19 protein-coding genes are annotated in these 26,464 nt (G+C 70.4%); 17 read left to right on the plus strand and 2 right to left on the minus strand.

The window, feature by feature from the left end; genetic code table 11:
• Positions 1 to 2: 2 nt before the first annotated feature.
• The 17 genes from ABZ939_RS02560 to galE all read left to right on the plus strand — a co-directional run bounded on the left by ABZ939_RS02560 (position 3) and on the right by galE (position 22,073).
• Positions 3 to 356 (plus strand): DUF4233 domain-containing protein, encoded by a 354-nt coding sequence (locus ABZ939_RS02560; protein WP_361848115.1) that lies wholly within the window; start codon positions 3 to 5, stop codon positions 354 to 356.
• A gap of 91 nt (positions 357 to 447) precedes the next feature.
• Entirely contained in the window at positions 448 to 861 is a 414-nt protein-coding gene (gene ndk, locus ABZ939_RS02565; RefSeq protein WP_137989320.1) for a nucleoside-diphosphate kinase, read from the plus strand.
• A gap of 283 nt (positions 862 to 1,144) precedes the next feature.
• Positions 1,145 to 2,164 carry a rod shape-determining protein gene (locus ABZ939_RS02570; protein ID WP_056640532.1) on the plus strand — a complete coding sequence of 340 codons (1,020 nt, stop codon included), beginning with the start codon at positions 1,145 to 1,147 and terminating at the stop codon, positions 2,162 to 2,164.
• Between the two features lie 117 nt (positions 2,165 to 2,281).
• Complete coding sequence (mreC, locus tag ABZ939_RS02575) at positions 2,282 to 3,286, plus strand: rod shape-determining protein MreC (protein ID WP_361848120.1); 1,005 nt, start codon at positions 2,282 to 2,284, stop codon at positions 3,284 to 3,286.
• A gap of 3 nt (positions 3,287 to 3,289) precedes the next feature.
• On the plus strand, positions 3,290 to 3,952 hold the full coding sequence (mreD, locus tag ABZ939_RS02580) for a rod shape-determining protein MreD (RefSeq protein WP_361848123.1): 663 nt from the start codon (positions 3,290 to 3,292) through the stop codon (positions 3,950 to 3,952).
• Positions 3,953 to 3,971: 19 nt separating this feature from the next.
• Positions 3,972 to 6,179: a penicillin-binding protein 2 gene (mrdA, locus tag ABZ939_RS02585; protein ID WP_361848126.1), complete on the plus strand. Its 2,208-nt coding sequence runs from the start codon at positions 3,972 to 3,974 to the stop codon at positions 6,177 to 6,179.
• Positions 6,180 to 6,183: 4 nt separating this feature from the next.
• On the plus strand, positions 6,184 to 7,383 hold the full coding sequence (gene rodA / locus ABZ939_RS02590; RefSeq protein ID WP_361848129.1) for a rod shape-determining protein RodA: 1,200 nt from the start codon (positions 6,184 to 6,186) through the stop codon (positions 7,381 to 7,383).
• Positions 7,384 to 7,431: 48 nt separating this feature from the next.
• On the plus strand, positions 7,432 to 8,955 hold the full coding sequence (locus tag ABZ939_RS02595) for a CYTH and CHAD domain-containing protein (RefSeq protein WP_361848132.1): 1,524 nt from the start codon (positions 7,432 to 7,434) through the stop codon (positions 8,953 to 8,955).
• Positions 8,956 to 9,005: 50 nt separating this feature from the next.
• A complete protein-coding gene (locus tag ABZ939_RS02600; RefSeq protein WP_361848135.1) occupies positions 9,006 to 10,934 on the plus strand; it encodes a TIGR03960 family B12-binding radical SAM protein in 1,929 nt (642 codons plus the stop codon).
• A gap of 87 nt (positions 10,935 to 11,021) precedes the next feature.
• Positions 11,022 to 12,188 (plus strand): hypothetical protein, encoded by a 1,167-nt coding sequence (locus tag ABZ939_RS02605; protein WP_361848138.1) that lies wholly within the window; start codon positions 11,022 to 11,024, stop codon positions 12,186 to 12,188.
• A gap of 123 nt (positions 12,189 to 12,311) precedes the next feature.
• On the plus strand, positions 12,312 to 13,091 hold the full coding sequence (locus tag ABZ939_RS02610) for a TIGR03936 family radical SAM-associated protein (protein WP_361848141.1): 780 nt from the start codon (positions 12,312 to 12,314) through the stop codon (positions 13,089 to 13,091).
• 236 nt (positions 13,092 to 13,327) lie between these two features.
• Positions 13,328 to 16,927 carry an Rne/Rng family ribonuclease gene (locus ABZ939_RS02615; RefSeq protein WP_361848144.1) on the plus strand — a complete coding sequence of 1,200 codons (3,600 nt, stop codon included), beginning with the start codon at positions 13,328 to 13,330 and terminating at the stop codon, positions 16,925 to 16,927.
• A 252-nt stretch (positions 16,928 to 17,179) separates the two neighbouring features.
• Positions 17,180 to 17,500 (plus strand): 50S ribosomal protein L21, encoded by a 321-nt coding sequence (gene rplU / locus ABZ939_RS02620; protein WP_114036861.1) that lies wholly within the window; start codon positions 17,180 to 17,182, stop codon positions 17,498 to 17,500.
• A 14-nt stretch (positions 17,501 to 17,514) separates the two neighbouring features.
• Positions 17,515 to 17,769 carry a 50S ribosomal protein L27 gene (gene rpmA / locus ABZ939_RS02625; protein WP_073914109.1) on the plus strand — a complete coding sequence of 85 codons (255 nt, stop codon included), beginning with the start codon at positions 17,515 to 17,517 and terminating at the stop codon, positions 17,767 to 17,769.
• A gap of 132 nt (positions 17,770 to 17,901) precedes the next feature.
• The gene (gene obgE / locus ABZ939_RS02630) at positions 17,902 to 19,341 is read left to right on the plus strand and encodes a GTPase ObgE (RefSeq protein ID WP_361848148.1); all 1,440 of its coding nucleotides are present in this window, start codon (positions 17,902 to 17,904) and stop codon (positions 19,339 to 19,341) included.
• Between the two features lie 99 nt (positions 19,342 to 19,440).
• Entirely contained in the window at positions 19,441 to 21,066 is a 1,626-nt protein-coding gene (locus ABZ939_RS02635) for a glycosyltransferase family 2 protein (RefSeq protein WP_361848151.1), read from the plus strand.
• A 20-nt stretch (positions 21,067 to 21,086) separates the two neighbouring features.
• The gene (galE, locus tag ABZ939_RS02640; protein ID WP_361848154.1) at positions 21,087 to 22,073 is read left to right on the plus strand and encodes a UDP-glucose 4-epimerase GalE; all 987 of its coding nucleotides are present in this window, start codon (positions 21,087 to 21,089) and stop codon (positions 22,071 to 22,073) included.
• Positions 22,074 to 22,226: 153 nt separating this feature from the next.
• Here the strand turns inward: galE and ABZ939_RS02645 are convergent, their stop codons facing one another.
• Positions 22,227 to 23,420: a glycosyltransferase gene (locus ABZ939_RS02645; RefSeq protein WP_361848157.1), complete on the minus strand. Its 1,194-nt coding sequence runs from the start codon at positions 23,418 to 23,420 to the stop codon at positions 22,227 to 22,229.
• The gene (locus tag ABZ939_RS02650) at positions 23,420 to 26,263 is read right to left on the minus strand and encodes a bifunctional glycosyltransferase family 2 protein/CDP-glycerol:glycerophosphate glycerophosphotransferase (protein WP_361848160.1); all 2,844 of its coding nucleotides are present in this window, start codon (positions 26,261 to 26,263) and stop codon (positions 23,420 to 23,422) included. Before ABZ939_RS02650 ends, ABZ939_RS02645 begins: the two co-directional genes overlap by 1 nt.
• Positions 26,264 to 26,464: the final 201 nt, after the last annotated feature.

The raw sequence follows: 26,464 nt of genomic DNA on the forward strand, positions 1-26,464 counted from the left end.
CGATGCGTACGCTCTGTGCCTCGACGCTGATCGGCGAGTTCTTCGTGATCGGGTTCGCCGGGCTGGTCGCCATGAAGGACGACAGCCTGTCGATGGCCACGGTCTGGTGGGTCTGCGGCATCGCGATGCTGGTGTCGGTGCTGCTGTGCGGGATGATCACCCGCCCGGGCGGGCTCCAGCTCGGCTGGGTGCTGCAGATCGCCCTCGTCGCGAGCGGCTTCGTGGTGCCGGTGATGTTCTTCCTGGGCGCGACCTTCGCGGTGCTGTGGTGGGCCTCGATCCACTACGGCCGCAAGATCGACGAGGCGAAGGCCCGCTGGGCCGCGCAGGCCGAGGCGGGGGCCGAGGCGGGGTAGCACCCTGGAGGGCCTGACGCTGCGTAATCGGCGGCGGTGGGGGCCCTGTAGCCTCTGAGTCCCGCACACCGCATTTGAAGGAGTCTCTACCGTGAGCCAGCGCACGCTCGTCCTGCTCAAGCCCGACGCCGTCCGCCGTGGCCTGATCGGCGAGATCATCGGCCGTATCGAGCGCAAGGCGGGCTGGACCATCTCCGCGCTCGAACTGCGCGAGCTGAGCCAGGACACGCTGGAGCAGCACTACGGCGAGCACAAGGGCAAGCCGTTCTACGAGCCGCTCATGGGCTTCATGCAGTCCGGCCCCGTCGTCGCCCTGGTCGTCGAGGGCGAGCGCGTCATCGAGGGTCTGCGGACCCTCGCCGGCCCGACCGACCCGATCGCCGCCGCCCCCGGCTCCATTCGTGGGGACTTCGGCACCATTGTCCGGGAAAACCTCATCCACGCCTCGGACTCCGAGGAGTCCGCCATTCGGGAACTGAAGATTTTCTTCCCCGGTCTGGCGTGACCCGGGGCTGACCGGCTGTCAGCCATCCTCCGCAACATCCTGGGGCGACCGAAGGAATTTCGGTCGCCCCCGGGCATATGAACGGCGCAACCGGGAACGCATCGCTGCGTCCTACCGTCACCTATACAGAGGTGGACCACCGCGCGGTATCCCGGTGGGCGGCACTACGATGGAAAACTCCACGCCGCAGCACCGGAATACCCACCACCTCGCCGACCTGAGAAGCCGTCAAGCTCCAATTGGGAAGGCCCGACGCATCCTCATGGGAAACAAGGGGAACTCAATGTCGTTCATCGGCCGTGACATGGCTGTCGACCTCGGGACCGCCAACACGCTGGTGTACGTCAGGGGTCGAGGCATCGTTCTGAACGAGCCGTCCGTCGTCGCGATCAACACCAACACCGGCGGCATCCTCGCGGTCGGCGCCGAGGCGAAGAAGATGATCGGCCGGACACCCGGCAACATCGTCGCCGTCCGGCCACTGAAGGACGGTGTGATCGCCGACTTCGAGATCACCGAGCGCATGCTCCGCTACTTCATCCTCAAGATCCACAAGCGCCGCTACCTGGCCCGCCCCCGGGTCGTCGTGTGCGTGCCCTCCGGCATCACCGGAGTGGAGCGCCGCGCCGTCATCGAGGCGTCCACCCAGGCAGGCGCCCGCCAGGTGCACATCATCGAGGAGCCCATGGCCGCGGCCATCGGCTCGGGCCTGCCGGTGCACGAGGCCACCGGCAACATGGTCGTCGACATCGGTGGCGGCACCACCGAGGTTGCCGTGATCTCACTCGGCGGAATCGTCACGGCACAGTCGATCCGCGTGGCCGGCGACGAGCTGGACAACGCGATCATCCAGCACATCAAGAAGGAGTACTCGCTCCTCCTCGGTGAGCGCACCGCCGAGCAGATCAAGATCACCATCGGCTCGGCGTACGACCTCGACAACGACGAGCACACCGAGATCCGCGGCCGCGACCTCGTCTCCGGTCTGCCCAAGACCGTGGTCATCTCGGCCGCCGAGGTCCGTAAGGCCATCGAGGAGCCGGTCAACGCGATCGTCGACGCCGTGAAGACGACGCTCGACAAGTGCCCGCCCGAGCTCTCCGGTGACGTGATGGACCGTGGCATCGTTCTCACGGGTGGTGGCGCCCTGCTGCGCGGCCTGGACGAGCGGCTCCGCCGCGAGACCGGGATGCCGATCCACATCGCCGAGGATCCACTGGACTCGGTGGCGCTGGGATCCGGCAAGTGCGTGGAGGAGTTCGAGGCCCTCCAGCAGGTCCTCGACGCGCAGCCCCGCCGATAACAAGTCGGATGCTCTTCTCGGCGGCTCGGCTGTACGGGTGGCAAGAACCCCCGTACAGCCGATCGTTGATATAACGACACAAACCGCACAGAACGACGAAAGGCACGGCCGCCGCACGTGAGGGACACACGAGAGAGCCGGCTGCTCCTGGTACTGCTGGTAGCCATCGCGTTCGCACTGATCACGGTGGACATCCGCGGTGGCGAGGAGTCACCGGTCGACGGTGCCCGGCAGGCCGCCGCCGCGGTCTTCGGTCCGGTCGAGAACGGCGTGGCGGCAGCGGTCGATCCCATCGGCAACGCCATCGGAGCCGTACGCGACTCCGGCGAGCGGCACACCCGCATCGCCGCCCTTGAGCAGGAGAACGCCGCCCTCAAGGCCAAGCTGGGCAGCGACGACCGCAACCGCAGCCGCGTGCGCGAACTCGACACCCTGCTCAAGACGGCCGGTGCCGGCCAGTACGGCATCAAGGCCGCCCAGGTCGTCGCCATAGGAGCGGCCCAGGGCTTCTCCTGGACCGTCACCATCGACGCCGGCGCCAACGACGGCATCCAGCGCGACATGACCGTGCTCAACGGCTCCGGTCTCGTCGGCCGCGTGACCACCGTCGGGCCCTCCACCTCGACCGTTCTCCTCGCCAACGACCCCGACTTCACCGTCGGCACCCGCATGGAGAAGTCGGACGAACTCGGCTTCGCCACCGGCCAGGGCAACGGTCCGCTCCTCGTCCAGCTCCTCAACGGCAAGGCGAGGGTGAAGACCGGCGACCGGCTCGTCACCTTCGGCTCGCAGGCCAACAAGCCCTTCGTGCCCGGCGTGCCGGTCGGCGAGGTCGTCCGTGTCGACCCGTTGGGCGGCGGCCTCACCCGCAACATCTACGTCCGCCCGTACGTCGGCTTCTCCAAGCTCGACATCGTCGGCGTCGTCGTCCAGGCCCCGCGCACGAACCCGCGCGACACGGTCCTGCCGCCCAAGCCCAAGCCCGCCCCGACCGTCACCGTCACGGTCACCCCACCGCCACCGGACGCGCAGCCGCAAGGCCAACAGCAGCCGGGCCAGCAGCAGCCCGCGCAACAGCCGGAGCAGGGGCAGAGGCCCGAGAACGAGCAGCAGGGGGAATGAGGCATGAAGTTCAACCGGATCCTGCTCTCGTCCACACTCGTCGTCGTCGCCCTGGTCATCCAGGTCTCCGTCCTCGCGCGCCTCCAGCTCCCCGGCGCCGTACCCGACCTCGTCCTGCTGACCGTCGTCGGCCTCGCCCTCGTCCACGGGCCCGTCAGCGGCTCCCTCGTCGGCTTCGGGGCCGGCCTCCTCGCCGACCTCGCCCCGCCCGCCGACCACGCCGCCGGGCGCTACGCCCTGGTCCTCTGCGTCATCGGCTACCTGGCCGGACTCGCCCGCCCCGACAACGGCCGGCTCAAGTCCGCCAGCGGCCCGATGGCCGTGGTCGTCGCCGCGGCGATCGGCTCCACCCTGCTGTACGCGGGTGTCGGCGCCCTCGTCGGCGACACCGCGGCCCGCCATGTCGGCCTCACCCACCTGCTGTTCACCGCGGCCGTCTACGACCTGCTCCTCGCGCCCTTCACCGTGCCGCTGATCATGGCGCTGGCCCGGCGCGCGGAGAACGACCCGCTCGCCGAGACCTCCGGGGGCACCGACGTCGCCACCGGCTGGCTCTCCTCCGGCACCGGCCTGCGGATCGGCAACCAGCGCGGCGGCCTGCTCGTCAAGGCCGCCCGCACCAGAGCCTCACGCGCCGGACGCATCAAGGGAGTCAAGCGACTGTGACCGAGGGGGCACCGGCAGCATGAGCAACATCCCGGAGACCGGACGGACCCCGAGGGTCCAGACCCGGCTCGTCGTCATCCAGATTCTCGTCTTCTCCCTCCTCCTCACCCTCGGCGGGCGCCTCTGGTACCTCCAGATCCGCAACGGCAAGGAGTACACCGACGAGGCGAAGAGCAACCACGTCCAGCAGGTCGTCCAGCCCGCCGTCCGCGGCTCCATCCTCGACGCCCGCGGCGTCCCGCTCGCCGACAACGAGACCCGCCTCGTGGTCTCCGCCTCGCGCACCGACCTGATGAAGATGAAGGACGACGGAAAGGCCGTCCTCACCCGGCTCGCCGGCGTCCTGGGGATGAAGCCCCAGGACGTCATGAACAAGATCCGGCTCTGCGACTCCAAGACCCCCAAGCCCTGCTGGAACGGTTCACCCTTCCAGCCGATCCCGGTCACCGACGAGGCCACCACCCAGCAGGCGCTGACGATCCGGGAGGCCTCCGAGGACTTCCCCGGCATCACCGCCGAACTCGCCGCGGTCCGCCGCTACCCGGCGCCCGGCAAGGCCCGCACCGCGCAGGTGCTCGGCTATCTCTCGCCCGTCACCGACGCCGAGATCGAGAAGGCGAAGGACACCGACTCGCCGTTCCTCCGCTCCGACCAGGTCGGCCGCTCCGGCATCGAACGCACCTACGACAAGGAGCTCCGCGGCAGGGCCGGCGTCACCCGCTACGAGGTCGACAACCTCGGCCGCGTCATGGGCCAGGCGGAGTCCGACCCGGGCGTGCCCGGTTCCACCCTCGTCACCAGCATCGACGCCCGGGTCCAGGCGGTCGCCGAGTACGAGCTCCACCAGGCGATGAAGACCGTCCGCGGCGAGACCGACAAGATCACCGGCCGTAAGTACGAGGCCGACGCCGGCGCCGTCGTCGTCATGGAGGCCAAGACCGGCCGCGTCGTCGCGATGGCCTCCCAGCCCGACTACGACCCCAACGCCTGGATCGGCGGCATCTCCGCCAAGGACTACGCCCAGCTCACCGACAAGAACTCCAACTACCCGCTGCTCAACCGGGCCATCCAGGGCCAGGCACCCGCCGGCTCCGTCTTCAAGGTGGTGTCGGCGAGCGCCGCCGTGCGCGCCGGCTACGACTTCAACGACAAGTACAACTGCAGCAGCTCGTACAGCATGGGCAACCGGTCCTTCGCGAACTTCGAGTCCCAGGGACACGGCCCCATCACCCTCGGCGACGCCCTCAAGTTCTCCTGCAACACCGTCTTCTACCGTCTCGGCCACCAGGAGTGGCAGCGCGACGGCGGCCTCAAGCCGAAGAAGGACGCCCACGACTGGTTCTACCGGACCGCCCACGACTTCGGATTCGGCGGCGAGACCGGCATCGACGTGCCGAACGAGGTCAAGGGCCGTATCCCGGACCGCGAGTGGAAGAAGAGCTTCTGGGAGGCCAACAAGGACGCGTGGTGCAAGCAGGGCAAGAAGGGGGGCAGCTACGTCGAGCAGATCGCCTATGAGAGCTGCCTCGAGGGCAACCAGCTGAAGGCGTTCGACAGCATCAACTTCGCCATCGGCCAGGGCGACGTGCTCATCACCCCCATCCAGCTGGCCACCGCCTACGCCGCCATCAGCAACGGCGGCACCCTGTACAACCCCACCATCGGTAAGGCCGTCATCAGCCCCGACGGCAAGAAGGTCCAGGAGATCAAGCCCAAGGCCCACGGCAGGCTGCCGGTCGACGCCCAGACGATCAGCGACCTCGACAAGGGCCTGCGCTCCGTCGTCGAGCCCGGCGGCACCGCCGCCTGGCGCTTCGGCGGCTGGCCGCAGGACAAGATCCCGCTGCGGGCGAAGACCGGCACCGCCCAGGTCTACGGCAAGCAGACCACTTCCTGGTTCGCGACCTATACGGACGACTACACGATCGTCATGACGATCTCCCAGGGTGGTACGGGATCCGGCGCCTCCGGTCCCGCCGTGCGCAACATCTACGACGCCCTGTACGGCCTCGACGACGAGGGCAACCAGGACCTCAAGCGCGCCCTGCTGCCCAAGCCGCAGGCGGAGCTGCCGAAGGTCCAGCCCGACGGCTCCATCGACGCGCCTGGGGTCACGCCGTACGACCCGACCTCGCAGCTGGTCGACCCGGCCAAGAAGGCCGAGGCGGCCGAGAAGAACGACGGACAGGAGCCACTCCACGGCCCGCCCCCCGTCTGGAGGGACTGACCCGATGACCGCCCCCCACGGATTCTCCGTCTCCCGGTACGCCCCCGAGCGCGGCACGCTCGCCAAGCTCGCCGCCCGTGACTCGGTGGTACGCCGGCTCGACTGGCCGATGCTGCTCTCCTCGCTCGCCCTGTCCTTCATCGGCGCGCTGCTCGTGTGGTCGGCGACCCGCAACCGCACCGAACTCAACGGCGGCGACCCGTACGCCTTCCTGTTCCGGCACTCGCTCAACACCGGCATCGGTCTCGCCCTGATGATCGGCACGATCTGGCTCGGCCACCGCACCCTGCGCGGCGCGGTGCCGATCCTCTACGGCATCTCGATCCTGCTGATCCTCGCCGTCCTCACCCCGCTCGGCGCGACCATCAACGGCGCGCACGCCTGGATCGTCATCGGCGGCGGCTTCTCGCTCCAGCCCAGCGAGTTCGTGAAGATCACGATCATCCTGGGGATGGCGGTGCTGCTTGCGGCCAAGGTCGACGCGGGCGACCAGGTGCACCCCGACCACCGCACGGTCGCCAAGGCGCTGGGCCTCGCAGCGCTGCCCATGGGCATCGTCATGCTGATGCCGGACCTCGGCTCGGTCATGGTGATGGGCATCATCGTGCTCGGCGTCCTGCTCGCCTCCGGCGCCTCCAACCGCTGGGTCCTCGGCCTCATCGGCGCCGGTGTGGCCGGCGCGCTCCTGGTCACCGCGCTCGGGCTGCTCGACGAGTACCAGCTCAACCGCTTCGCCGCCTTCGCCAACCCCGAGCTCGACCCGGCGGGCGTCGGATACAACACCAACCAGGCGCGCATCGCCATCGGCTCCGGCGGGCTGTACGGCGCGGGGCTGTTCAACGGCCACCAGACCAGCGGCCAGTTCGTGCCCGAACAGCAGACCGACTTCATCTTCAGCGTCGCCGGTGAGGAGCTCGGCTTCCTCGGCGGCGGACTGATCATCGTGCTGCTCGGCGTGGTCCTGTGGCGTGCCTGCCGGATCGCGCGCGAGACCACGGAGCTCTACGGCACGATCGTCGCGGCCGGGATCATCGCCTGGTTCGCCTTCCAGTCCTTCGAGAACATCGGCATGGCGCTCGGCATCATGCCCGTGGCGGGCCTCCCGCTGCCGTTCGTGTCGTACGGCGGCTCGTCGATGTTCGCGGTCTGGGTGGCGATCGGACTGCTCCAGTCGATCCGGGTGCAGCGGCCGATGACCGCTTAGGCCCACGACGGTCTGCCCTTCCGTTCACTTCACGTCTAGATTCGATTCATGGCGGAGACGAAGCGCGAGATCGAGCGGAAGTACGAAGCCACCGACACGACGGGACTCCCGGACCTCACCAGGGCCCCGGGCGTCTCGGCCGTCCTGGACCGGGGCGTCGCCGAACTCGACGCCGTCTACTACGACACACCCGGCCTGCGGCTGGCCGACGACTCCCTCACCCTGCGCCGCCGCACGGGCGGCGAGGACGCGGGCTGGCACCTCAAGTTCCCGGTCGCGTCCGGGATCCGTGACGAGATCAGGGCCCCGCTTGCCGACACCCTCCCGGCGGAACTGGCGGAGCTCCTGCGCTCCCGCACCCGCGAGGAGGACGTCGTCCCTGTGATGCGCCTGCGTTCCTCGCGGCAGGTCCACCATCTGGTGGACGACGCGGGAGAGCTGCTCGCCGAGCTGTCCGTGGACACCGTCCGCGCGGACCGCCTCCCCGGGGGCCCGGGTACCTCCTGGACGGAGATCGAGGTCGAACTGGCGGACGACGCCGACCCGGCCGTCCTGGACGCGGTGGAGAAGCGCCTGAAGAAGGCGGGGGTACGAGCGTCGTCGTCGGCGTCCAAGCTGGCGAGGGCTCTCGAGGAGACGGGCGGTGGTGCGTCCGCCGGCGCGCCCGCCGCCGACGGGCCGGGCGAGGACACCGCCGGCGGCCGCGTCCTCGCGTACGTACGGGAACAGGTCGACGCGATCGTCGCCCTCGACCCCGCCGTCCGCCGCGACCTGCCCGACTCCGTCCACCAGATGCGCGTCGCCACCCGCCGTCTCCGCAGCGCCTTCAAGACGTACCGGAAGGTCCTCGACCGCACCGTCACCGATCCGATCGGCGACGAGCTCAAATGGCTCGCCGGCGAGCTCGGCGTCGCCCGCGACCACGAGGTCCTCATCGCACGGCTGGACTCCCGGATCGACGAGCTTCCCGACACCCTGCTCCTCGGCCCGGTCCGGGCCCGGCTCCAGGCCGAGGCGGCCTCCCACGGCGACGAGGCCCGCACCAAGGCGGTCGACGCGCTCGACTCCGACCGTCACCTGGCACTGCTGAACACCCTCGACGCCCTGCTCGCCGACCCGCCCCTCCGCAAGGCCGCCACGAAGGACGCGGCAAAGGTCCTCGCCCGCGCCGTCCGCAAGGACTACGACCGCCTCGCCGGCCGCGTCGAGCGCGCCCTCGCCCTGCCCTCCGGCCACGACCGCGACCTCGCGATGCACGAGGCCCGCAAGGCCGCCAAGCGCGCCCGCTACGCCGCCGATGCCGCGCGGCCCGCCCTCGGCAAGCCCGCCAAGCGCTTCGCCAAGCGGGTCAAGGCCGTCCAGAGCCTCCTGGGCGACCATCAGGACAGCGTCGTCGCCCGCGACGCCCTGCGCACCCTCGCCATCCAGGCCCACGCGGCGGGGGAGTCCGCCTTCACCTGGGGGCTGATGTACGGGCGCGAGGAGGCTGCCGCGGCGGCACGGGAACGCGAGCTGCCGGAGGTCTGGGCGAAGGCGTCCGCCCCGAAATTGAGGGCGGCACTGACCCACTGAGCACCGGGTACGCTTGAGAGTCGCCCCCTGCCAGCTCACGAAGGTTCGAGATGTCTGCTGCCGAGTCTGTCTTCCCGCAGCTCGAAGCTCTGCTCCCGCACGTGCAGAAGCCGATTCAGTACGTCGGTGGAGAGCTGAACTCCACGGTCAAGCCGTGGGAGTCCGCCGACGTCCGCTGGGCACTGATGTACCCGGACGCGTACGAGGTCGGCCTGCCCAACCAGGGCGTCATGATCCTCTACGAGGTACTGAACGAGCGCGAGGGCGTCCTCGCCGAGCGCACGTACAGCGTGTGGCCGGACCTCGAAGAGCTGATGCGGGAGCACGGCGTTCCGCAGTTCACCGTGGACAGCCACCGCCCCGTCGGCGCGTTCGACGTCTTCGGCCTGAGCTTCTCCACCGAGCTCGGCTACACCAACATGCTCACGGCCCTCGATCTGGCGGGCATCCCGCTGGAGTCGAAGGACCGCACCGTCGATCACCCGATCGTGCTCGCCGGCGGCCACGCGGCCTTCAACCCCGAGCCGATCGCGGACTTCATCGACGCGGCGATCATCGGCGACGGCGAGCAGGCCGTCCTCGACATGACCGAGATCATCCGCGCCTGGAAGGCCGAGGGCCGCCCCGGCGGGCGTGAGGAGGTCCTCCTCCGCCTCGCCAAGACCGGCTCGGTCTACATCCCGGGCTTCTACGACGTCGAGTACCTGCCGGACGGCCGGATCGCCCGTGTCGTGCCCAACCGCTCCGGCGTGCCGTGGCGCGTGTCCAAGCACACCGTCATGGACCTCGACGAGTGGCCCTACCCCAAGCAGCCGCTGGTCCCGCTCGCCGAGACGGTCCACGAGCGGATGTCCGTCGAGATCTTCCGCGGCTGCACCCGCGGCTGCCGCTTCTGCCAGGCCGGCATGATCACGCGCCCCGTGCGGGAGCGAAGCATCACCGGCATCGGCGAGATGGTGGAGAAGGGTCTCAAGGCGACCGGCTTCGAGGAGGTCGGCCTCCTCTCGCTGTCCTCCGCGGACCACACCGAGATCGGTGACATCGCGAAGGGCCTCGCCGACCGGTACGAGGAGGACAAGATCGGTCTGTCCCTCCCCTCGACCCGCGTCGACGCCTTCAACGTGGACCTCGCCAACGAGCTGACCCGCAACGGCCGTCGCTCCGGTCTCACCTTCGCCCCCGAGGGCGGCTCCGAGCGCATGCGCAAGGTCATCAACAAGATGGTCTCGGAGGAGGACCTGATCCGGACCGTCTCCACGGCGTACGGCAACGGCTGGCGCCAGGTGAAGCTGTACTTCATGTGCGGCCTGCCGACCGAGACGGACGAGGACGTCCTCCAGATCGGTGACATGGCCGTCAAGGTCATCGCCGAGGGCCGCAAGGTCTCCGGCCAGAACGACATCCGCTGCACGGTCTCCATCGGCGGCTTCGTGCCCAAGCCGCACACGCCGTTCCAGTGGGCCCCGCAGCTCTCCGCCGAGGAGACGGACGCCCGCCTGGAGAAGCTCCGGGACAAGATCCGCGGCGACAAGAAGTACGGCCGCTCGATCGGCTTCCGCTACCACGACGGCAAGCCCGGCATCGTCGAGGGCCTGCTCTCCCGCGGCGACCGCCGCGTCGGCGCTGTCATCCGCGCGGTCTACGAGGACGGCGGCCGCTTCGACGGCTGGCGCGAGTACTTCTCGTACGACCGCTGGATGCAGTGCGCGGAGAAGACGCTGCCGTCCATGGGCGTCGACGTCGACTGGTACACGACGCGCGAGCGCACCTACGAGGAGGTCCTGCCCTGGGACCACCTGGACTCCGGTCTGGACAAGGACTGGCTCTGGGAGGACTGGCAGGACGCGCTGGACGAGACCGAGGTCGAGGACTGCCGCTGGACGCCGTGCTTCGACTGCGGTGTCTGCCCGCAGATGGACACCCACATCCAGATCGGTCCCACGGGCAAGAAGCTGCTGCCGCTGACGGTCGTCAAGTAGCCCGCTGACCAGCCCATTCCGGTAACACTCCGGCGACGGCCCGGTGCGAGGGGAAACCCTCCACCGGGCCGTTGCGTCATTCCCGGCATGAGCATGGAGAAGGCGCAGCCCCGTCCGCCCGAGCCGGAGGGCTGCCTGACGGCGTTCGTCCGGATTCCGGTACGGATCGTGGTGCTGGTGGTCGTCGTCCCCGTCCGGATGGTGTGGGACGTGCTGGTGGTCTGCGCGCGCGCCGTCGAACGGGTGCTGCTGCGCCCGCTCGTCCGGGCGCTCGGCTGGATCGGCACCCAGCTGCTCGCCCCGCTGTTCCGTGGGGTGGCGACGGTCGCGCTCTGGGTGGGCAAGGCGCTGTTCGTGTGGCCGTGGGTCGCCCTGTGGCGGTACGTGATGGTGCCGGTGGCCCGGTACGGGTTCGTGATCCCCGCCGCATGGCTGTACCGGCAGATCCTCACTCCGCTGGGCCACGGGCTCGCATGGCTGCTCCGCGGGGTGGGCACGGCGCTGTTCGTGTGGCCGTGGGTCGCCCTCTGGCGGTATGTGCTCGCGCCGTTCGGCCGGTACGGGATCGGCGTCCCGGCCGCCTGGGTGTACCGGTGGATCCTCGCCCCGCTCGGCAAGGGCCTCGCCTTCCTGGCCGTCGGCCTCTGGCGGTACGGGATCGCCATCCCGGCCGCCTGGCTGTACCGGGCCGTGCTCACCCCGCTCGGACACGCCCTCGTTCGGCTCGGCAAGGCCCTGTTCGTGTGGCCGTGGGTCGCCCTCTGGCGGTATGTCGTCGTGCCCGTCGTCCGGTACGGGATCGTCATCCCCCTCGGATGGCTCTGGCGGCGCGTCCTCGTTCCCCTCGGCCGGGAGATCGCCGACGCGTTCCGGGTCTGCTGGCGGGTCGCCGGGTACATCTCCCGGGCCGTCGGCCGGGCACTCAAGTGGATGGCCTGGAATCTGGTCGGCCGGCCGGTGACCTGGTTCTATCGCTCCGTCTGCACCCCCGTCGGGCACTGGGTCCGCGACCAGGTCTGGACGCCGGCCAGGCGGGCGGCCGTCGAGGCCGGACGGGCCGCCCGGGGCGCGCTCCGCTCGGCCCGCGCGACCGTGCGGCAGGCCCGCCGCGACGCCTGGCACGCGCTGGTCGGTGGACCCCGAGTGACCGAGCCTGTGGAACCGGTGGTGGCCTCTACGCGTACTCTGGGTAGTACAACAACCGCCTCCGGCGCGGCGCCCGCACCCGAGATCTCCCTGCGAAAGCGGGGGTGAGCCGGTCGGGACCCCCAGAGGCCACCCGCATTTCGTGGGCGGCGCGCCACCGCGCCCGCCCCGCACCGAGGAGAAGAACCACTGGGCAAGCGACAGCCCGAAGGCCCGCCGCCCGCACCGGCGGTGCAGCGCATCCGACTGCGCTACACCAAGCGCGGCCGCCTCCGGTTCACCAGCCACCGTGACTTCCAGCGCGCGTTCGAGCGTGCGCTGCGCCGCGCCGAGGTGCCCATGGCGTACTCGGCCGGATTCACCCCGCACCCCAAGGTGTCGTACGCCAACGCCGCCCCCACGGGTACGGGCTCCGAGGCCGAGTTCCTGGAGATCGCGCTCACCGAGGCGCGGGATCCGGAGACGCTGCGGGCCCTGCTCGACGAGTCGCTCCCGGACGGCCTCGACATCACCGATGCCGTCGAGGCCCGGACCTCGGGACTCGCCGACCGGCTCACTGCCTCCGTGTGGGAGCTGCGGCTCGACGGCGTCACCGTCGAGGACGCCGAGAAGGCCGTCGCGGCCTTCCTGGCGGCCGAGACCGTGGAAGTACAACGCAAGACAAAGAACGGCATCCGCACCTTCGACGCCCGTTCCGCCGTCGCCGACCTCGTCGCAGCTCGTCCACAGGGTGATAGGCCGCTGGACAATGCCTGTGCGATACTGCGGCTGGTTGTTCGGCACGTGACACCTGCCGTGCGACCCGACGACGTCCTGTCCGGTCTCCGAGCTGTGGCCGACCTGGCGCCGCCGGTCCCCGCAGCGGTGACCAGGCTGGCGCAGGGGCTCTTCGACGAGGAGTCCGGCACGGTGACCGACCCGCTCGCGCCCGACCGCGAGGCAGTCACGGCCGCTCCACCCACGGCCGCCGCGACCGCCTCAGCGACGGCGCCGGGTGCCGGTACCGCGTAGGGAGCGGTCGTTGTAGCGCAGCCCTGGCACTCGGGAGCCACCTGGGTCGGGCAGCGCACTGACCAGGAGACTTTCGCCAGGCCGTACGTAGAAAAGGCGTACGGAACCGGCGAGCCAGACATCAGCTCCCGTGCGGCGCCCGCGCCCCGGACGGCGGCACCGCGCATTTCGCGCGATCGTGCCGCCGGACCGGAACAAGGCGCGGCGCCCGGGAGCGTGACGGGAGAACCGCCCGCATGCTCGAACAGCACGAAGAGAACAACAACGCACCTGGTGACAAGCTGCCGCCGCGCCGCAGGCGCCGCGCCGCTTCCCGCCCCGCCGGTCCGCCGGTGGCCGCGGAGGTCACCGACACCGTGGCCGAGGTCGTCGTCGAGACGCCGGCCACCAAGCCGGAGCCCGTCGAGGAGCCCGCCCCCGCTCGTACGCGCCGCCGCGCCACCCGTAAGGCCACGACCCCGGAGCCGGTCGTCGAGGCCGCTGCCGAGGTCGCGCCCGTGGTGGAGGAGGCTCCCGTCGAGGAGCCCGCGCCCGCTCGTACGCGTCGTCGTGCCACCCGTAAGGCCACGACTCCGGAGCCGGTCGTCGAGGCCGCTGCCGAGGTCGCGCCCGTGGTGGAGGAGGCTCCCGCCGAGGAGCCCGCGCCCGCTCGCACCCGCCGCCGCGCCACCCGTAAGGCCACCTCCCCCGAGGTCACCGTCGCGGCGGCCGGCGAGAGCCTGCCCCAGGAGACCGTGGAGCAGATCACCGCCGAAGAGGCCGAGCCCGAGGTCGTCGCCGCCGAGAAGGCCGCCACCCGCGGCCGTACCCGCCGTCGCGCCGCCGCGCCGCAGTTCACCGCCGAGCCGGTCACCGCGCCGAAGGCCGAGGAGGAGGCGCCCCGCGCCCGCCGCGCCGCGCGTCCCGCCGTCGCCGTCTTCCAGGCCCCGGTCTTCACCGAGCCGATGTTCCAGACCCCGGAGACCGCGGCCGCCGCCGCTGCCGCCGAGGCCGTGGAGCAGGAGGAGGAAGAGGAGACGGTCGAGGCCGTGGAGGCGGTCGAGGAGGTCGCCGAGCGTCCCGAGCCCGCCGGCCGTCGCCGTCGTCGCCGTCGTGGCGAGCCCGTCGCCGAGCCCGTCGCCGTCGAGCCGGTCCCGGCCACCGTCGCCGACGAGCCCGAGGTCGAGGCCGAGGAGCCCGAGGCGGAGGTCGAGGAGTCCGACGAGTACGAGGACCGTCCGTCCCGCCGTCGCCGTCGTGGTGGCCGTCGCCGTCGTCGCGGCGAGCTCGCCGAGGCGGAGGAGACCGAGGAGTCCGAAGAGGCGGAGGAGGCCCGCGCCGAGGACGAGGAGTCCGAGGAGGAGGCCGAGGAGTCCGACGAGTACGAGGGCGGCACCCCGTCCGCCGCCGGCACGAGCAGCTCGCGCCGCCGGCGTCGTCGTCGCCGCCGCAGCGGTGACGCCACCGCCGAGTCCGAGGCGGGCGAGGAGGACGGCGTCCGTACGGTCGTCAAGGTCCGCGAGCCCCGTCCGGCCCGTGAGAAGGCCGAGCCGTCCGACGAGGTCCAGTCCATCAAGGGCTCGACCCGCCTGGAGGCGAAGAAGCAGCGCCGCCGCGAGGGCCGCGAGCAGGGCCGCCGCCGCGTCCCGATCATCACCGAGGCCGAGTTCCTGGCCCGTCGTGAGGCCGTCGAGCGCGTCATGGTCGTCCGCCAGAACGGCGAGCGCACCCAGATCGGCGTCATGGAAGACAACGTGCTCGTCGAGCACTACGTCAACAAGGAGCAGGCCACCTCGTACGTCGGCAACGTCTACCTGGGCAAGGTCCAGAACGTCCTGCCGTCCATGGAGGCCGCCTTCGTCGACATCGGCAAGGGCCGCAACGCCGTCCTGTACGCCGGTGAGGTCAACTTCGAGGCGCTCGGCATGGCCAACGGGCCGCGCCGCATCGAGACCGCCCTCAAGTCCGGCCAGTCGGTCCTCGTCCAGGTGACGAAGGACCCGATCGGCCACAAGGGCGCCCGTCTGACCAGCCAGGTCTCCCTCCCGGGCCGCTACCTCGTGTACGTCCCCGAGGGCTCGATGACCGGCATCAGCCGCAAGCTCCCGGACACCGAGCGCGCCCGGCTGAAGACCATCCTCAAGAAGATCGTCCCCGAGGACGCGGGCGTCATCGTGCGCACCGCCGCCGAGGGCGCGAGCGAGGACGAGCTGCGCCGTGACGTCGAGCGTCTGCAGGCGCAGTGGGAGGACATCCAGAAGAAGGCGAAGAGCGGCAACGCTCCGACCCTTCTCTACGGTGAGCCGGACATGACCGTCCGGGTCGTCCGCGACATCTTCAACGAGGACTTCTCGAAGGTCATCGTCAGCGGCGACGACGCGTGGGAGACCATCCACGGGTACGTGAACCACGTCGCCCCGGACCTGACGGACCGGCTGTCCAAGTGGACGAGCGAGGTCGACGTCTTCGCCACGTACCGGATCGACGAGCAGCTGATGAAGGCGCTGGACCGCAAGGTCTGGCTGCCGAGCGGTGGCTCGCTGGTGATCGACAAGACCGAGGCGATGATCGTCGTCGACGTCAACACCGGCAAGTTCACCGGTCAGGGCGGCAACCTCGAGGAGACCGTGACGAGGAACAACCTCGAAGCGGCCGAGGAGATCGTGCGCCAGCTCCGCCTGCGCGACCTGGGCGGCATCGTCGTCATCGACTTCATCGACATGGTCCTGGAGTCCAACCGCGACCTGGTGCTGCGCCGCCTCCTGGAGTGCCTGGGCCGTGACCGGACCAAGCACCAGGTGGCCGAGGTCACCTCGCTCGGCCTGGTCCAGATGACCCGTAAGCGGGTCGGTCAGGGTCTGCTGGAGTCCTTCTCCGAGACCTGCGTCCACTGCAACGGGCGTGGCGTGATCGTGCACATGGAGCAGCCGACCGCCCCGGGCGGCGGTGGCGGCGGCAAGCGCGCGAAGAAGCGCGGCCGTGGCGGCGCCGAGCACGTCCACGAGCACGAGCACGTCGAGGCCGTGGAGGCCGAGGAGACGGAGACCGTCGAGACCGAGGCCGAGGTGGCCGCGGAGATCGCCGCTCCGGTGGCCGTGGAGGAGCCCTTCCGCGCCGACGAGGAGCTGTACAGCAGCGCCGCCGAGGCCGAGGCCGCCGCCACGCGTGGCCGTGGCCGCCGTCGGGCGACCCGCAAGGTGTCCGCGCCGGCCGGTCCGCCGGTCACCTCCGCCCCCGCGCCGATCGTGGTCGAGGAGCCGGAGCCGGTGGCCGAGGCGGTCGTCGAGGCCCCGGTCGTCGAGCCCGCGCCGGTCGTCGAGGCCCCGGTTGTCGAGAAGGCCGCCCCGGCCCCCCGTACCCGCCGCCGTGCCACCCGCAAGGCGACGGCCCCGGCCGGTTCGCCGCCCGCCGCCGAGCCGGTCGCCGAGACCGTCGTCGAGCCGGTGGTCGCCCCGGAGCCGGTCGTCGAGCCCGAGCCCGCGCAGGCCGTCGAGCCCGCGCCGGTCGCCGAGGAGGCCCCCGTGGCCGCCCCGCCGAGGGCCCGCCGTCGTGTCGTCCGTAAGGTGACCGCCCCCGCCGGCTCGCCCGCGGGTGCCGAGGAGGCCGCCGTCGTGGTGGTCGAGTCCCCGACTCCCGTCGAGGCCCCGGCCCCCGTCGAGGCGCCCGCCGCGGAGGCCGAGCCCGAGGCCGAGGCTCCCGCCCCGGCCAAGAAGACGGCCGCCCGCAAGACGGCCAAGAAGGCCACCGCGAAGAAGGCCGCCACCAAAAAGACGGCAACGGCCAAGAAGACCGCGGCGAAGAAGACGACTGCGAAGAAGGCCGCCGCCAAGAAGACGGCTGCCCCCGCGCAGGACTGACGCGGCCGGTGCGGGCCGCCCCTCAGGGGACGGCCCGCACCGCCCCAGAGGTCGAAGTCACCGAATTTGACCCCTTGAGGCACCGGCCCGTAACCTTGACCGTCGGCGTGTCGTATGGCGCGCCACCCCCCTGAGCACCCTCCTCCCGGTCTTCCGGGAGAGGCCGCTCGTCCACTTCCGGATCGTCGCGGGCCTCGGCCCGTGTGAGCGGCTGGCATCAGGGGACCGTTCCCGAGTGAGAGAGAGATCCGCGTGTACGCCATCGTGCGCAGCGGTGGTCGCCAGCACAAGGTTGCTGTCGGCGACATCGTTGAGGTTGACAAGATTTCCACTGCCAAGGTTGGCGACACGGTCGAGCTCTCGACCCTGCTCGTTGTCGACGGCGACGCCGTGACCAGCGACCCGTGGGTGCTGGCCGGTATCAAGGTCACGGCCGAGGTCGTGGACCACCACAAGGGCGCGAAGATCGACATCCTTCGCTACAAGAACAAGACCGGCTACCGCCGTCGCCAGGGCCACCGCCAGCAGTACACGGCGATCAAGGTCACCGGCATCCCCACGGCTGCGAAGTAAGGGACTGAGGAGAGATGGCACACAAGAAGGGCGCATCGTCCACTCGGAACGGTCGCGATTCCAATGCTCAGCGGCTCGGCGTGAAGCGCTTCGGCGGTCAGGTCGTCAGCGCCGGTGAGATCCTGATCCGCCAGCGCGGCACCCACTTCCACCCGGGCTCGGGCGTCGGCCGTGGCGGCGACGACACGCTGTTCGCCCTGCAGGCCGGTTCGGTGCAGTTCGGCACCCACCGTGGCCGCAAGGTCGTGAACATCGTTCCGGTCGCCTGATCGGTTCTTTTGCGGAGGCGGACCTCACTTCCCGGCAGGGAAGCGGGTCCGCCTTTCGCGTGTTACTAGATAGACATTCGGTACTTCCCCAGCCTTCGGCCGGGGGGACCCCCAGTAAATGGAGGCACAACCATGACCACCTTCGTGGACCGCGTCGAGCTGCATGTCGCCGCGGGTAACGGAGGCCACGGCTGCGCCTCCGTGCACCGGGAGAAGTTCAAGCCGCTCGGCGGCCCGGACGGCGGCAACGGCGGCCGTGGCGGCGATGTGATCCTGGTCGTCGACCAGGCGATCACCACGCTCCTCGAATACCACCACTCCCCGCACCGCAAGGCGACCAACGGTCAGCCCGGTGCCGGCGACAACCGCTCCGGCAAGGACGGCCAGGACCTCGTCCTGACCGTGCCCGACGGCACCGTCGTCCTCGACAAGCAGGGCAACGTGCTCGCCGACCTGGTCGGGCAGGGCACCACCTTCATCGCCGGCCAGGGTGGCCGCGGCGGCCTCGGCAACGCCGCGCTGTCCTCGGCCCGCCGCAAGGCCCCGGGCTTCGCGCTCCTCGGCGAGCCCGGCGAGGCGCGGGACATCGTCCTGGAGCTGAAGACCGTCGCCGACGTGGCGCTCGTCGGCTACCCGAGCGCGGGCAAGTCCTCGCTCATCTCCGTCCTGTCGGCCGCCAAGCCGAAGATCGCGGACTACCCCTTCACCACCCTCGTCCCGAACCTGGGCGTCGTCACCGCCGGCTCGACCGTCTACACGATCGCCGACGTCCCGGGCCTGATCCCGGGCGCCAGCCAGGGCCGCGGTCTCGGTCTCGAGTTCCTGCGCCATGTGGAGCGCTGCTCGGTCCTCGTGCACGTCCTGGACACGGCGACCCTGGAGTCCGACCGTGACCCGGTCACCGACCTCGATGTCATCGAGGAGGAGCTGAAGCAGTACGGCGGCCTCGACGACCGCCCCCGCATCGTCGTCCTCAACAAGATCGACATCCCGGACGGCCAGGACCTGGCGGACATGATCCGCCCGGACCTGGAGGCCCGCGGCTACCAGGTCTTCGAGGCCTCGGCCGTGGCCCGCACGGGTCTGAAGGAGCTGTCCTTCGCGCTGGCCGAGATCGTCGGCAAGGCGCGCGCGGCCAAGCCGAAGGAGGAGTCGACGCGGATCGTCCTCCGCCCGAAGGCGGTCGACGACGCTGGCTTCACCGTCACGTACGACGAGGCCGAGGACGTGTACCGGGTGCGCGGCGAGAAGCCCGAGCGCTGGGTCCGCCAGACCGACTTCAACAACGACGAGGCCGTCGGCTACCTGGCCGACCGCCTCAACCGCCTCGGCGTCGAGGACGAGCTGATGAAGGCGGGCGCCCGCGCGGGCGACGGCGTCGCGATCGGCTCCGAGGACAACGCGGTCGTCTTCGACTGGGAGCCCACGATGATGGCCGGCGCCGAGATGCTCGGCCGCCGCGGCGAGGACCACCGCCTCGAGGCCCCCCGCCCGGCCGCCCAGCGCCGCCGCGACCGCGAGGCGGAGCGGGACGAGGCGCAGCGCGAGTTCGACGAGTTCAACCCGTTCTAGAACTCGTCCGGCACGGGTCCTCGACCCGTGCCAGTCGGGCCCCGCAGGTCCTGGGAGCGGCCGGTCGGCTACGGCGGCCGCTCCCGTAGGATCCTCGGTGTGAGCAGCACCCCCCCACCCACGGTAGAAGGCGCCCTCGGTGTCGTGGTCATCGCCTACAACGACGAGGCGCTGGTCGGCGACGCGATCCGGTCCGCTCTCGACCAGGGACCCGTGGTCGCGGAGGTCGTGGCCGTCAACGACGCGTCGAGTGACGGCACGGCGAAGGTCCTGGACGAGCTGGCCGCGCTCGAGCCCCGGGTGCGCGTGGTCCACCGCACGGAGAACAGCGGCGGCTGCGGCACCCCCCGCAACGACGGCGTCCAGGCGGCCACCGCCCCCTACGTGATGTTCCTGGACAGCGACGACATCCTGCCCGAGGGCGCGGCCGAGGCCCTGGTCACGGCGGCCGAGCGGCACCGGACCCCCGTAGCGGTCGGTGTCTGTGTGCGGCGCGAGCTGCCCGACGGCCGCGAGGTCCGCTGGCAGCCCGGGCTCTACCGGGAGCCGGCCCTCCTGGAGAGCGCGGCGGACCTCACACCGCTGGTGCACGACACGCTCTGCGTCAACAAGATCTACGCCCGGTCCTTCCTCACCGAGCACGGCATCCGGTTCCCCGACGGCCGCTTCATCTACGAGGACTTCCTCTTCACCGCCCGCGTCCTGGCCGCCGCGCCGCGCGTCGCGGTGATCCCCGACACGGTGTACGTGTGGCATGTGCGCCGCGCCGCCGCGCAGCTGTCGATCTCCCTGGACCGGGAGGGCGTCGCCAACTGGCAGTCCCGTATCGCCGCCCACCGCAAGGCCGTGGAGACCTTCACGGAAGCCGGCCGCGCCGAACTCGCCGCCGCCTGCCGCACCAAGTTCCTCGAGCACGATCTGTGCCTGTACGCCCGCGAGTTGAGGCTCCGCAGCGCCGAATACCAGGCCGAGTGGTGGGCATCGACCCGGGACCACATCGGGGCGTTCGAGGAGAACGAGATCGCCGCCGCGGCCGCGCCCGCCCGCTGGGCTGCCCGGTTCGTGCTGGCGTCCAAGCAGCCGCAGGACCTGCTCCGGCTGTCCCGGCTGGTCGCCGAGCCGGCCCGGCTGCTCCCGCCGTACGCGCGGAGCGAGGACGTCCCCGTCTGGTCGCTCGACCTGCCCGGCGCGGAGCTGGACGGTCTGGACACCCTGCCCCTCGCCGAGCTCCCGGTGGTCGTCGACGCCGGTCTGCACGCCAACGGGGGCGGTGAGCTGCGTCTCACGGTCCGTGACCTGTACGGCCGGATGCGTGCGGCCGGCCCCCGTACCGTCGAGGTCGTGTTCCTGCCCCGCGGCTCGGACGAGCCCGCCCGCACCGAGCGGGCCGAGCTCACCGAGGCGGAGGGCGGCTGGACCGCCCGCGTCCCGGCCGCCCTCACCGCGCTGGCCCGGTCCGGCCGCCGCCGGGGGAGCCGGGGCATCCAACTGTGGGACATCCGGATCAAGGTGACGTGCGCGGACGGCGCATCCGTCTCGACGGCGCCACGGCTGCCCGATGGTCACATGCGGCGCTCGGTCGTGCCGAGCAGCCGGTACGGTGTATTGCTGGTGCAGCAGTACACGACGGCGAGCGGCTCGCTCGCGTTGCGGATCGCACCAGGCGCCCGTGACGGGCTCCGGGCGGTCAGGGCCAAGCTCCGTCGGCTCTCCCGCAGTGCATAGCGAAAGGGATGTGGGGCGTAATGACTTTTCTGATCACCGGAGGCGCGGGGTACATCGGCTCGCACGTGGTCCGCGCGATGACGCAGGCCGGTGAGCGGGTCGTCGTCCTCGACGACCTGTCCACCGGGTACGCGGAGCGGATCCCGGAGGGCGTCCCCCTGGTGGTCGGGTCGACCCTGGACCGCGACGCCCTGGACCGGACGATCGCCGAGCACGGTGTCACGGGTGTGGTCCACCTGGCGGCGAAGAAGCAGGTCGGCGAGTCCGTCGAGCAGCCGCTGCACTACTACCGCGAGAACGTCCAGGGCCTGACCGTGCTCCTGGAGGCGGTGGCCGCCGCCGGCGTGCGCAACTTCCTCTTCTCCTCCTCGGCCGCCGTGTACGGCATGCCGGACGTGGACCTCGTCACCGAGGACACGCCGTGCCTGCCCATGAGCCCGTACGGCGAGACGAAGCTCGTCGGCGAGTGGCTGGTCCGCGCCGCCGGTAAGGCCCACGGCATCTCCACGGCCTGCCTGCGCTACTTCAACGTGGCCGGCGCCGCGACCCCCGAGCTGGCCGACACCGGTGTCTTCAACCTGGTCCCGATGGTCTTCGAGCGGCTCGACGCCGACGAGGCCCCGCGGATCTTCGGTGACGACTACGCCACCGCCGACGGCACGTGCGTCCGCGACTACATCCACGTCGAGGACCTCGCCGACGCCCACCTCGTCGCCGCGCGCAAGCTCGCGGAGTGGGCGGACGCCGGTGAGCCGCGCGATCTGACGGTCAACATCGGTCGCGGCGAGGGTGTCTCCGTCCGCGAGATGATCGACCTGATCAACGAGATCACCGGGCACTCGGTGGCCCCCGTCGTCACCCCGCGCCGCCCCGGCGACCCGGCCCGGGTCGTCGCCGCCGCGGACCGTATCGCCGCGGAGCTCGGCTGGAAGGCCCGCCACGACGTCCGCGACATGATCAGCTCGGCCTGGGCCGGCTGGGTCGCCCGCCGCGGAGTGGCCGTCTGACCGCTGCGCCGCCCGGCCACACGAAAAGGGAGGACCGCCCGTCACGGGCGGTCCTCCCTTTCTTCGTCTCCGTCCGCCGGACCAGCGGTCCAGCAGCCCGCCGGACCAGCGGTCCAGCAGTCCGCCGGACTAGCGGTCCAGCAGTCCGCCGGCCTAGCGGTCCAGCAGCGTGAAGAGGTTCTCCCAGCGGGCGACGATCTCGTCCGTCGAGTAGCGCTGGATGTCGACACGGGCACGGTCGCCCATGCGGTCGCGCAGCTCCTGGTCCGAGATCAGCTGGTCGAGCTTGCGGGCGAACTCGGCGGTGTTGCCGGGCGGCACGATGAGGCCGTTCTCGCCGTCCGTGATGATCTCGCGGACACCGGGGGCCACATCGAAGGCGACACACGGCACGGCCGTGGCCATGGCCTCCATGAGGGCCAGCGGGAAGCCCTCGCCCCGGGACGACAGCGCGAACAGCGAGCTGTCCTTCAGAGCCCCGGGTACGTCGCTGGTACGCCCCATCCACTCGACCGAGGAGGTCACCCCCAGCTGCTCGCTCTGCTTCTTCAGCGCCGCCTCCTCCTCGCCGGAGCCGTAGAGGCGCAGGGTCCAGTCGGGGTGCTTGGGCGCCACCTCGGACCAGGCTTCGAGGAGCAGGTCGACGCCCTTCTCCTCGTGCAGACGGCCGATGCTGACCACGACCTTGGCCGAGCGCGGTGACGGCTCCTCGGGGAAGAACGGGAGCGGGTTCGGCATGGCGCCGACATGGTCGAAGCGCTGCCGGATCCAGAGGTCCGCGTCCTCACGGGTCAGCGCGAGCATCCGGTCGACGTCGGCGTAGAACTGCTTGACCCGCTGGAAGCGGGACGAGTTGCGGCACGTCTCGAAGGACTCGTGGCTCATGCCGACCACACGCAGCCCCGCGGTGTCCGCGAGGGCGACCCACTCCATGGCCCAGACCTGCGTCACGATGACGACGGACCCCGGCCGGGCGGAGCGGAAGATCGCGCTGAGCTTGGCGGCCTCCCGGCGCATGCCGGCCGCGCGCGCGGCCCTGCGCCGGCGCTCGACGAGGTCGAGCTTGCCCTTGATGCCGCGCAGCGGCTTCAGGGACGGCGGGTGGACGTCGTACAGCGTCGTGGTCCGGTAGGGCAGGTCGTCACCGAGGTCGGCGCGCCGTCCTTCCGGGGCGGGAACGACGCCGACCACGTGCACCGCGTGCCCACGCTCGCTGAAGAGCCGGGCCATCTGGTGCGACCAGCTGGTGATTCCACCGAGCTCGTCGACGCTGTTGGAGACGAGGATGATGTCGCGGGACGCGGTGGCCTGCTCGTCGGTCGTCGTCTTGGTCATCATCTCGGTCATCAACGGCTCCACCGGGAGAAGAACTGCTGCACGATGGACCGTGCGGCGTTGCCCTGGTCGTACTCGCCGAACTCGGCCACGAAGCGCTTGCGGGCGTCGCAGAACTCACGGCCCTCGGATTCGAGGTTCCGCACGGCGGCGTGCAGCTCGTCCTCGGTCCGGAAGACCGGGCCGGGCGCGTGCTCGAGCAGGTCGAAGTACGTACCGCGGTCCTCGTGGACGTAGTTCTCGTAGTCGTACGTGAAGAACAGCATCGGCCGGTCGAGCAGCGCGTAGTCGAACATCACGGAGGAGTAGTCCGTGATCAGCGCGTCGGCGAGCTCCATCAGCGGCATCACGTCGTGCTCGGACGACACGTCGATGATCTTGCCCGCCACGTTGGGCGGAAGCACCACGTGGTTGAAGTAGTGGGCGCGCACCAGCAGGACGAAGCGGTCGCCGAACTCCTCGGCGAAGCGCTCCACGTCGAAGGGCAGGGCGAACTGGCTCTCCTTGCCCGACGTGCGGAACGTCGGCGCGTACAGCAGCACGGTCTTGTCCGCCGGGATCCCGAGCTTCTCGGCGAGCGGTCCGCGCACGCGGGAGCCCGCCTCCTCCTCACGCTGCCTGGCCTCGACCAGCACGTCGTTGCGCGGGTAGCCGGCCCGCAGCAGCGTCTGGTCCTTCAGGCGGAAGGCCTTGGCCAGGGTCCGCACATCGTGCTCCGAACGCACCAGGAAGTGGTCGAAGCGGTCGAGGTGCTTCTGCTGGGCCTCCTGCTGCTGCCGCGTCTTCGCCTTGAGGTTGGGCTGGTCGAAGCCCATCTTCTTGAGCGCGGAGCCGTGCCAGGTCTGGATGTACGTCGTCTCGGGACGCTTGGCCAGACGCAGCGGATAGCTCTGGTTGTCCACCCAGAACTCGGCGCGGGCAAGGGCCTTCAGATAGGGCAGCGACCAGCGGCGTACCAGCTGGGCGTCCTTGGGGAAGTCCTTCGGGCTGCCCGCGTACGACCAGACGGCGTGGAAGTCCAGGCCCTGCCTGCGCATCTCCTCGTAGATCGCGCGCGGGCTGTCGCTGTACTGCTTGCCCAGCTGGCTCTCGAAGACGACCGTCCGCTTCTTGACGGGCAGTCGGCTGTAGACCTCGTGGTAGAGGCGCAGCTTGGTCTCGCCGGAGGTGAGCGTCTTGCGCAGCTCCTTGGCGCGGCGGTACCCGGACTTGACGAGCTGCCCGGGCTTGCCCTGCAGACCGCGCTGGAGCAGCTCCTCGATCCGCTCGCTGTCGCCCTTGGTGGAGAGACGGAAGGCGAGGTGGCCCTTGGCGGTGGGGTGGGGCTCTATGTGGTCGCCCACCAGCCGCGTCAGCCGAGGCTTGACGGGGAGCGCACCGCTGCCCAGGTCGCTCTGCTCGACGGTGAGGCGGGTCTGGGTGCCGACCCCGTTCACCTTGAGGTTGACGCGGACGTCCCACACCGAGTCGATGATGCCGAGGGGCCGCAGCTTGGAGCTGATGTCGGCCTGGGTCGCCCAGTGGATGGTGTCGCCGTCGTGGCGCAGGGTCGTGATGGGGAACACGAACGTCTGCAGGCTGCGGCGGCGGGCCTGGAACTCCAGCTCCGCGGTGAGCGTGTCCCCGGGCTTGACGATCTCCAGCGGGTTGGTGATCCGGCCGGCGAGCCGCGCGGTGCCGTCGGACTCCGTGTACTCGGTGAGCTCGTTGCGCAGGAACAGCTGGTTGATCGGCTTCTGGTGGTAGCCGAGATCCGTGACGTCGAGCACTTCGCGGCCGAAGGGGTCGTCGAGATGCTCGTCGCACCAGTAGATACGACCGTCGCGCTGGGTGAGCGGCGACGAGAGCTTGTTGCGGTGGATCAGCGTGTCCACGGCGGGCAGCAGGTTGTCCCAGTCGCCCTTCTCCAGGAGGTAGGCGCAGATCGCGTGGATCTTCGCGGCCCTGCCGTACGCCTCACGGTCGAGTCCCTGGAGGTACGAGAGCGAGAGCTCGGCGAACTCGCGGCGGTACGCCTCGTCCCGGAACGGCAGATCACGCAGATGAAGGACGAGGTCGTGCTTGAGGAACTTGACGTCCTTGTCCGCCCGCATCTCCGCCATGCCGTGCTGGTCGAGGAGCGCGTCGATACGCCGGTGGATCTCCAGCCGGTGCTGGTAGTTCCGCATCTCGTGCCGGCTGTTGGTGACCGACTTGACCTTGGCCTGCTCGTAGACGTGCCAGAAGTAGACCTGGTTGGGGATGAGGGTGATCTTCTTCGCGGCGAGGTAGGCCTCTGCGATGAACATCAGGTCCTCGTAGAACATCCCCTTGGGGAAGCGGAGCGCGTTGTCGACGAGGAAGTCGCGGCGGTAGCACTTGTTCGTGGAGAGCGTGTCCCAGACGAACAGGTCGGGGAGCTCGGCGACCGAGTCGAGGGTACGGGTCGTCGAGTAGAGCCACGGGTACCACTCGTTGCGCTTCTCGTTGCGGCTGTCCTTGGTGAGGCGCACGCAGAGGCCCGAGACCAGGTCGGCCTGGGTCTCCTCGGCGGCCGAGACCATGTTGCGGCAGGCGTTCAGCTCCAGGACGTCGTCACTGTCGAGGAACATGACGTACCGGCCCCGCGCGTGGCCGATGCCGACGTTGCGGGGCTCACCGCCCGCGCCGCTGTTCTCGGGCAGCTGGTAGGCCCGGACCTGCTCCGGGTGGGCGGCTGCCAGTTCCTGGGCGACCTCGAAGGTGCGGTCCTTGCTGCAGTCGTCGACGATCACGACTTCGACGCTCTGCAGTGTCTGGTCCAACACCGATCGCACGGCCGTCGGGAGACGCTCTGCGTCGTTGTAGGCGATGACGATCACTGAGACGTCAGGCACTGGCACCTCGATCCACTTGTCTTGCGCAGGCTGCCTCAACGGTACCTCGCGTTCACTTTCCGACGGTCCGATGCTCTGGGAGGCGTCCGGGCCGGGAGCCCGGTCCTGGGCGATCGAGTCACTCTCCTCGATCGGATTCGTCGATTTTAAGGGGCAACCCATTCGGCTCCGTCCCCGTCTTGCAGATGCGTGCAGATAAGG

Source organism: Streptomyces sp. NPDC046712, assembly GCF_040645695.1.
Taxonomy (GTDB): Bacteria; Actinomycetota; Actinomycetes; order Streptomycetales; family Streptomycetaceae; genus Streptomyces.

Coding starts and splice junctions, on each gene's coding strand:
- ABZ939_RS02560 (WP_361848115.1), top strand. CDS start 3: ATGCGTACGCTCTGTGCCTCGACGCTGATCGGCGAGTTCTTCGTGATC.
- ABZ939_RS02570 (WP_056640532.1), top strand. CDS start 1,145: ATGTCGTTCATCGGCCGTGACATGGCTGTCGACCTCGGGACCGCCAAC.
- mreD (WP_361848123.1), top strand. CDS start 3,290: ATGAAGTTCAACCGGATCCTGCTCTCGTCCACACTCGTCGTCGTCGCC.
- mrdA (WP_361848126.1), top strand. CDS start 3,972: ATGAGCAACATCCCGGAGACCGGACGGACCCCGAGGGTCCAGACCCGG.
- rodA (WP_361848129.1), top strand. CDS start 6,184: ATGACCGCCCCCCACGGATTCTCCGTCTCCCGGTACGCCCCCGAGCGC.
- ABZ939_RS02595 (WP_361848132.1), top strand. CDS start 7,432: ATGGCGGAGACGAAGCGCGAGATCGAGCGGAAGTACGAAGCCACCGAC.
- ABZ939_RS02600 (WP_361848135.1), top strand. CDS start 9,006: ATGTCTGCTGCCGAGTCTGTCTTCCCGCAGCTCGAAGCTCTGCTCCCG.
- ABZ939_RS02605 (WP_361848138.1), top strand. CDS start 11,022: ATGAGCATGGAGAAGGCGCAGCCCCGTCCGCCCGAGCCGGAGGGCTGC.
- ABZ939_RS02615 (WP_361848144.1), top strand. CDS start 13,328: ATGCTCGAACAGCACGAAGAGAACAACAACGCACCTGGTGACAAGCTG.
- rpmA (WP_073914109.1), top strand. CDS start 17,515: ATGGCACACAAGAAGGGCGCATCGTCCACTCGGAACGGTCGCGATTCC.
- obgE (WP_361848148.1), top strand. CDS start 17,902: ATGACCACCTTCGTGGACCGCGTCGAGCTGCATGTCGCCGCGGGTAAC.
- galE (WP_361848154.1), top strand. CDS start 21,087: ATGACTTTTCTGATCACCGGAGGCGCGGGGTACATCGGCTCGCACGTG.
- ABZ939_RS02645 (WP_361848157.1), bottom strand. CDS start 23,420: ATGACCGAGATGATGACCAAGACGACGACCGACGAGCAGGCCACCGCG.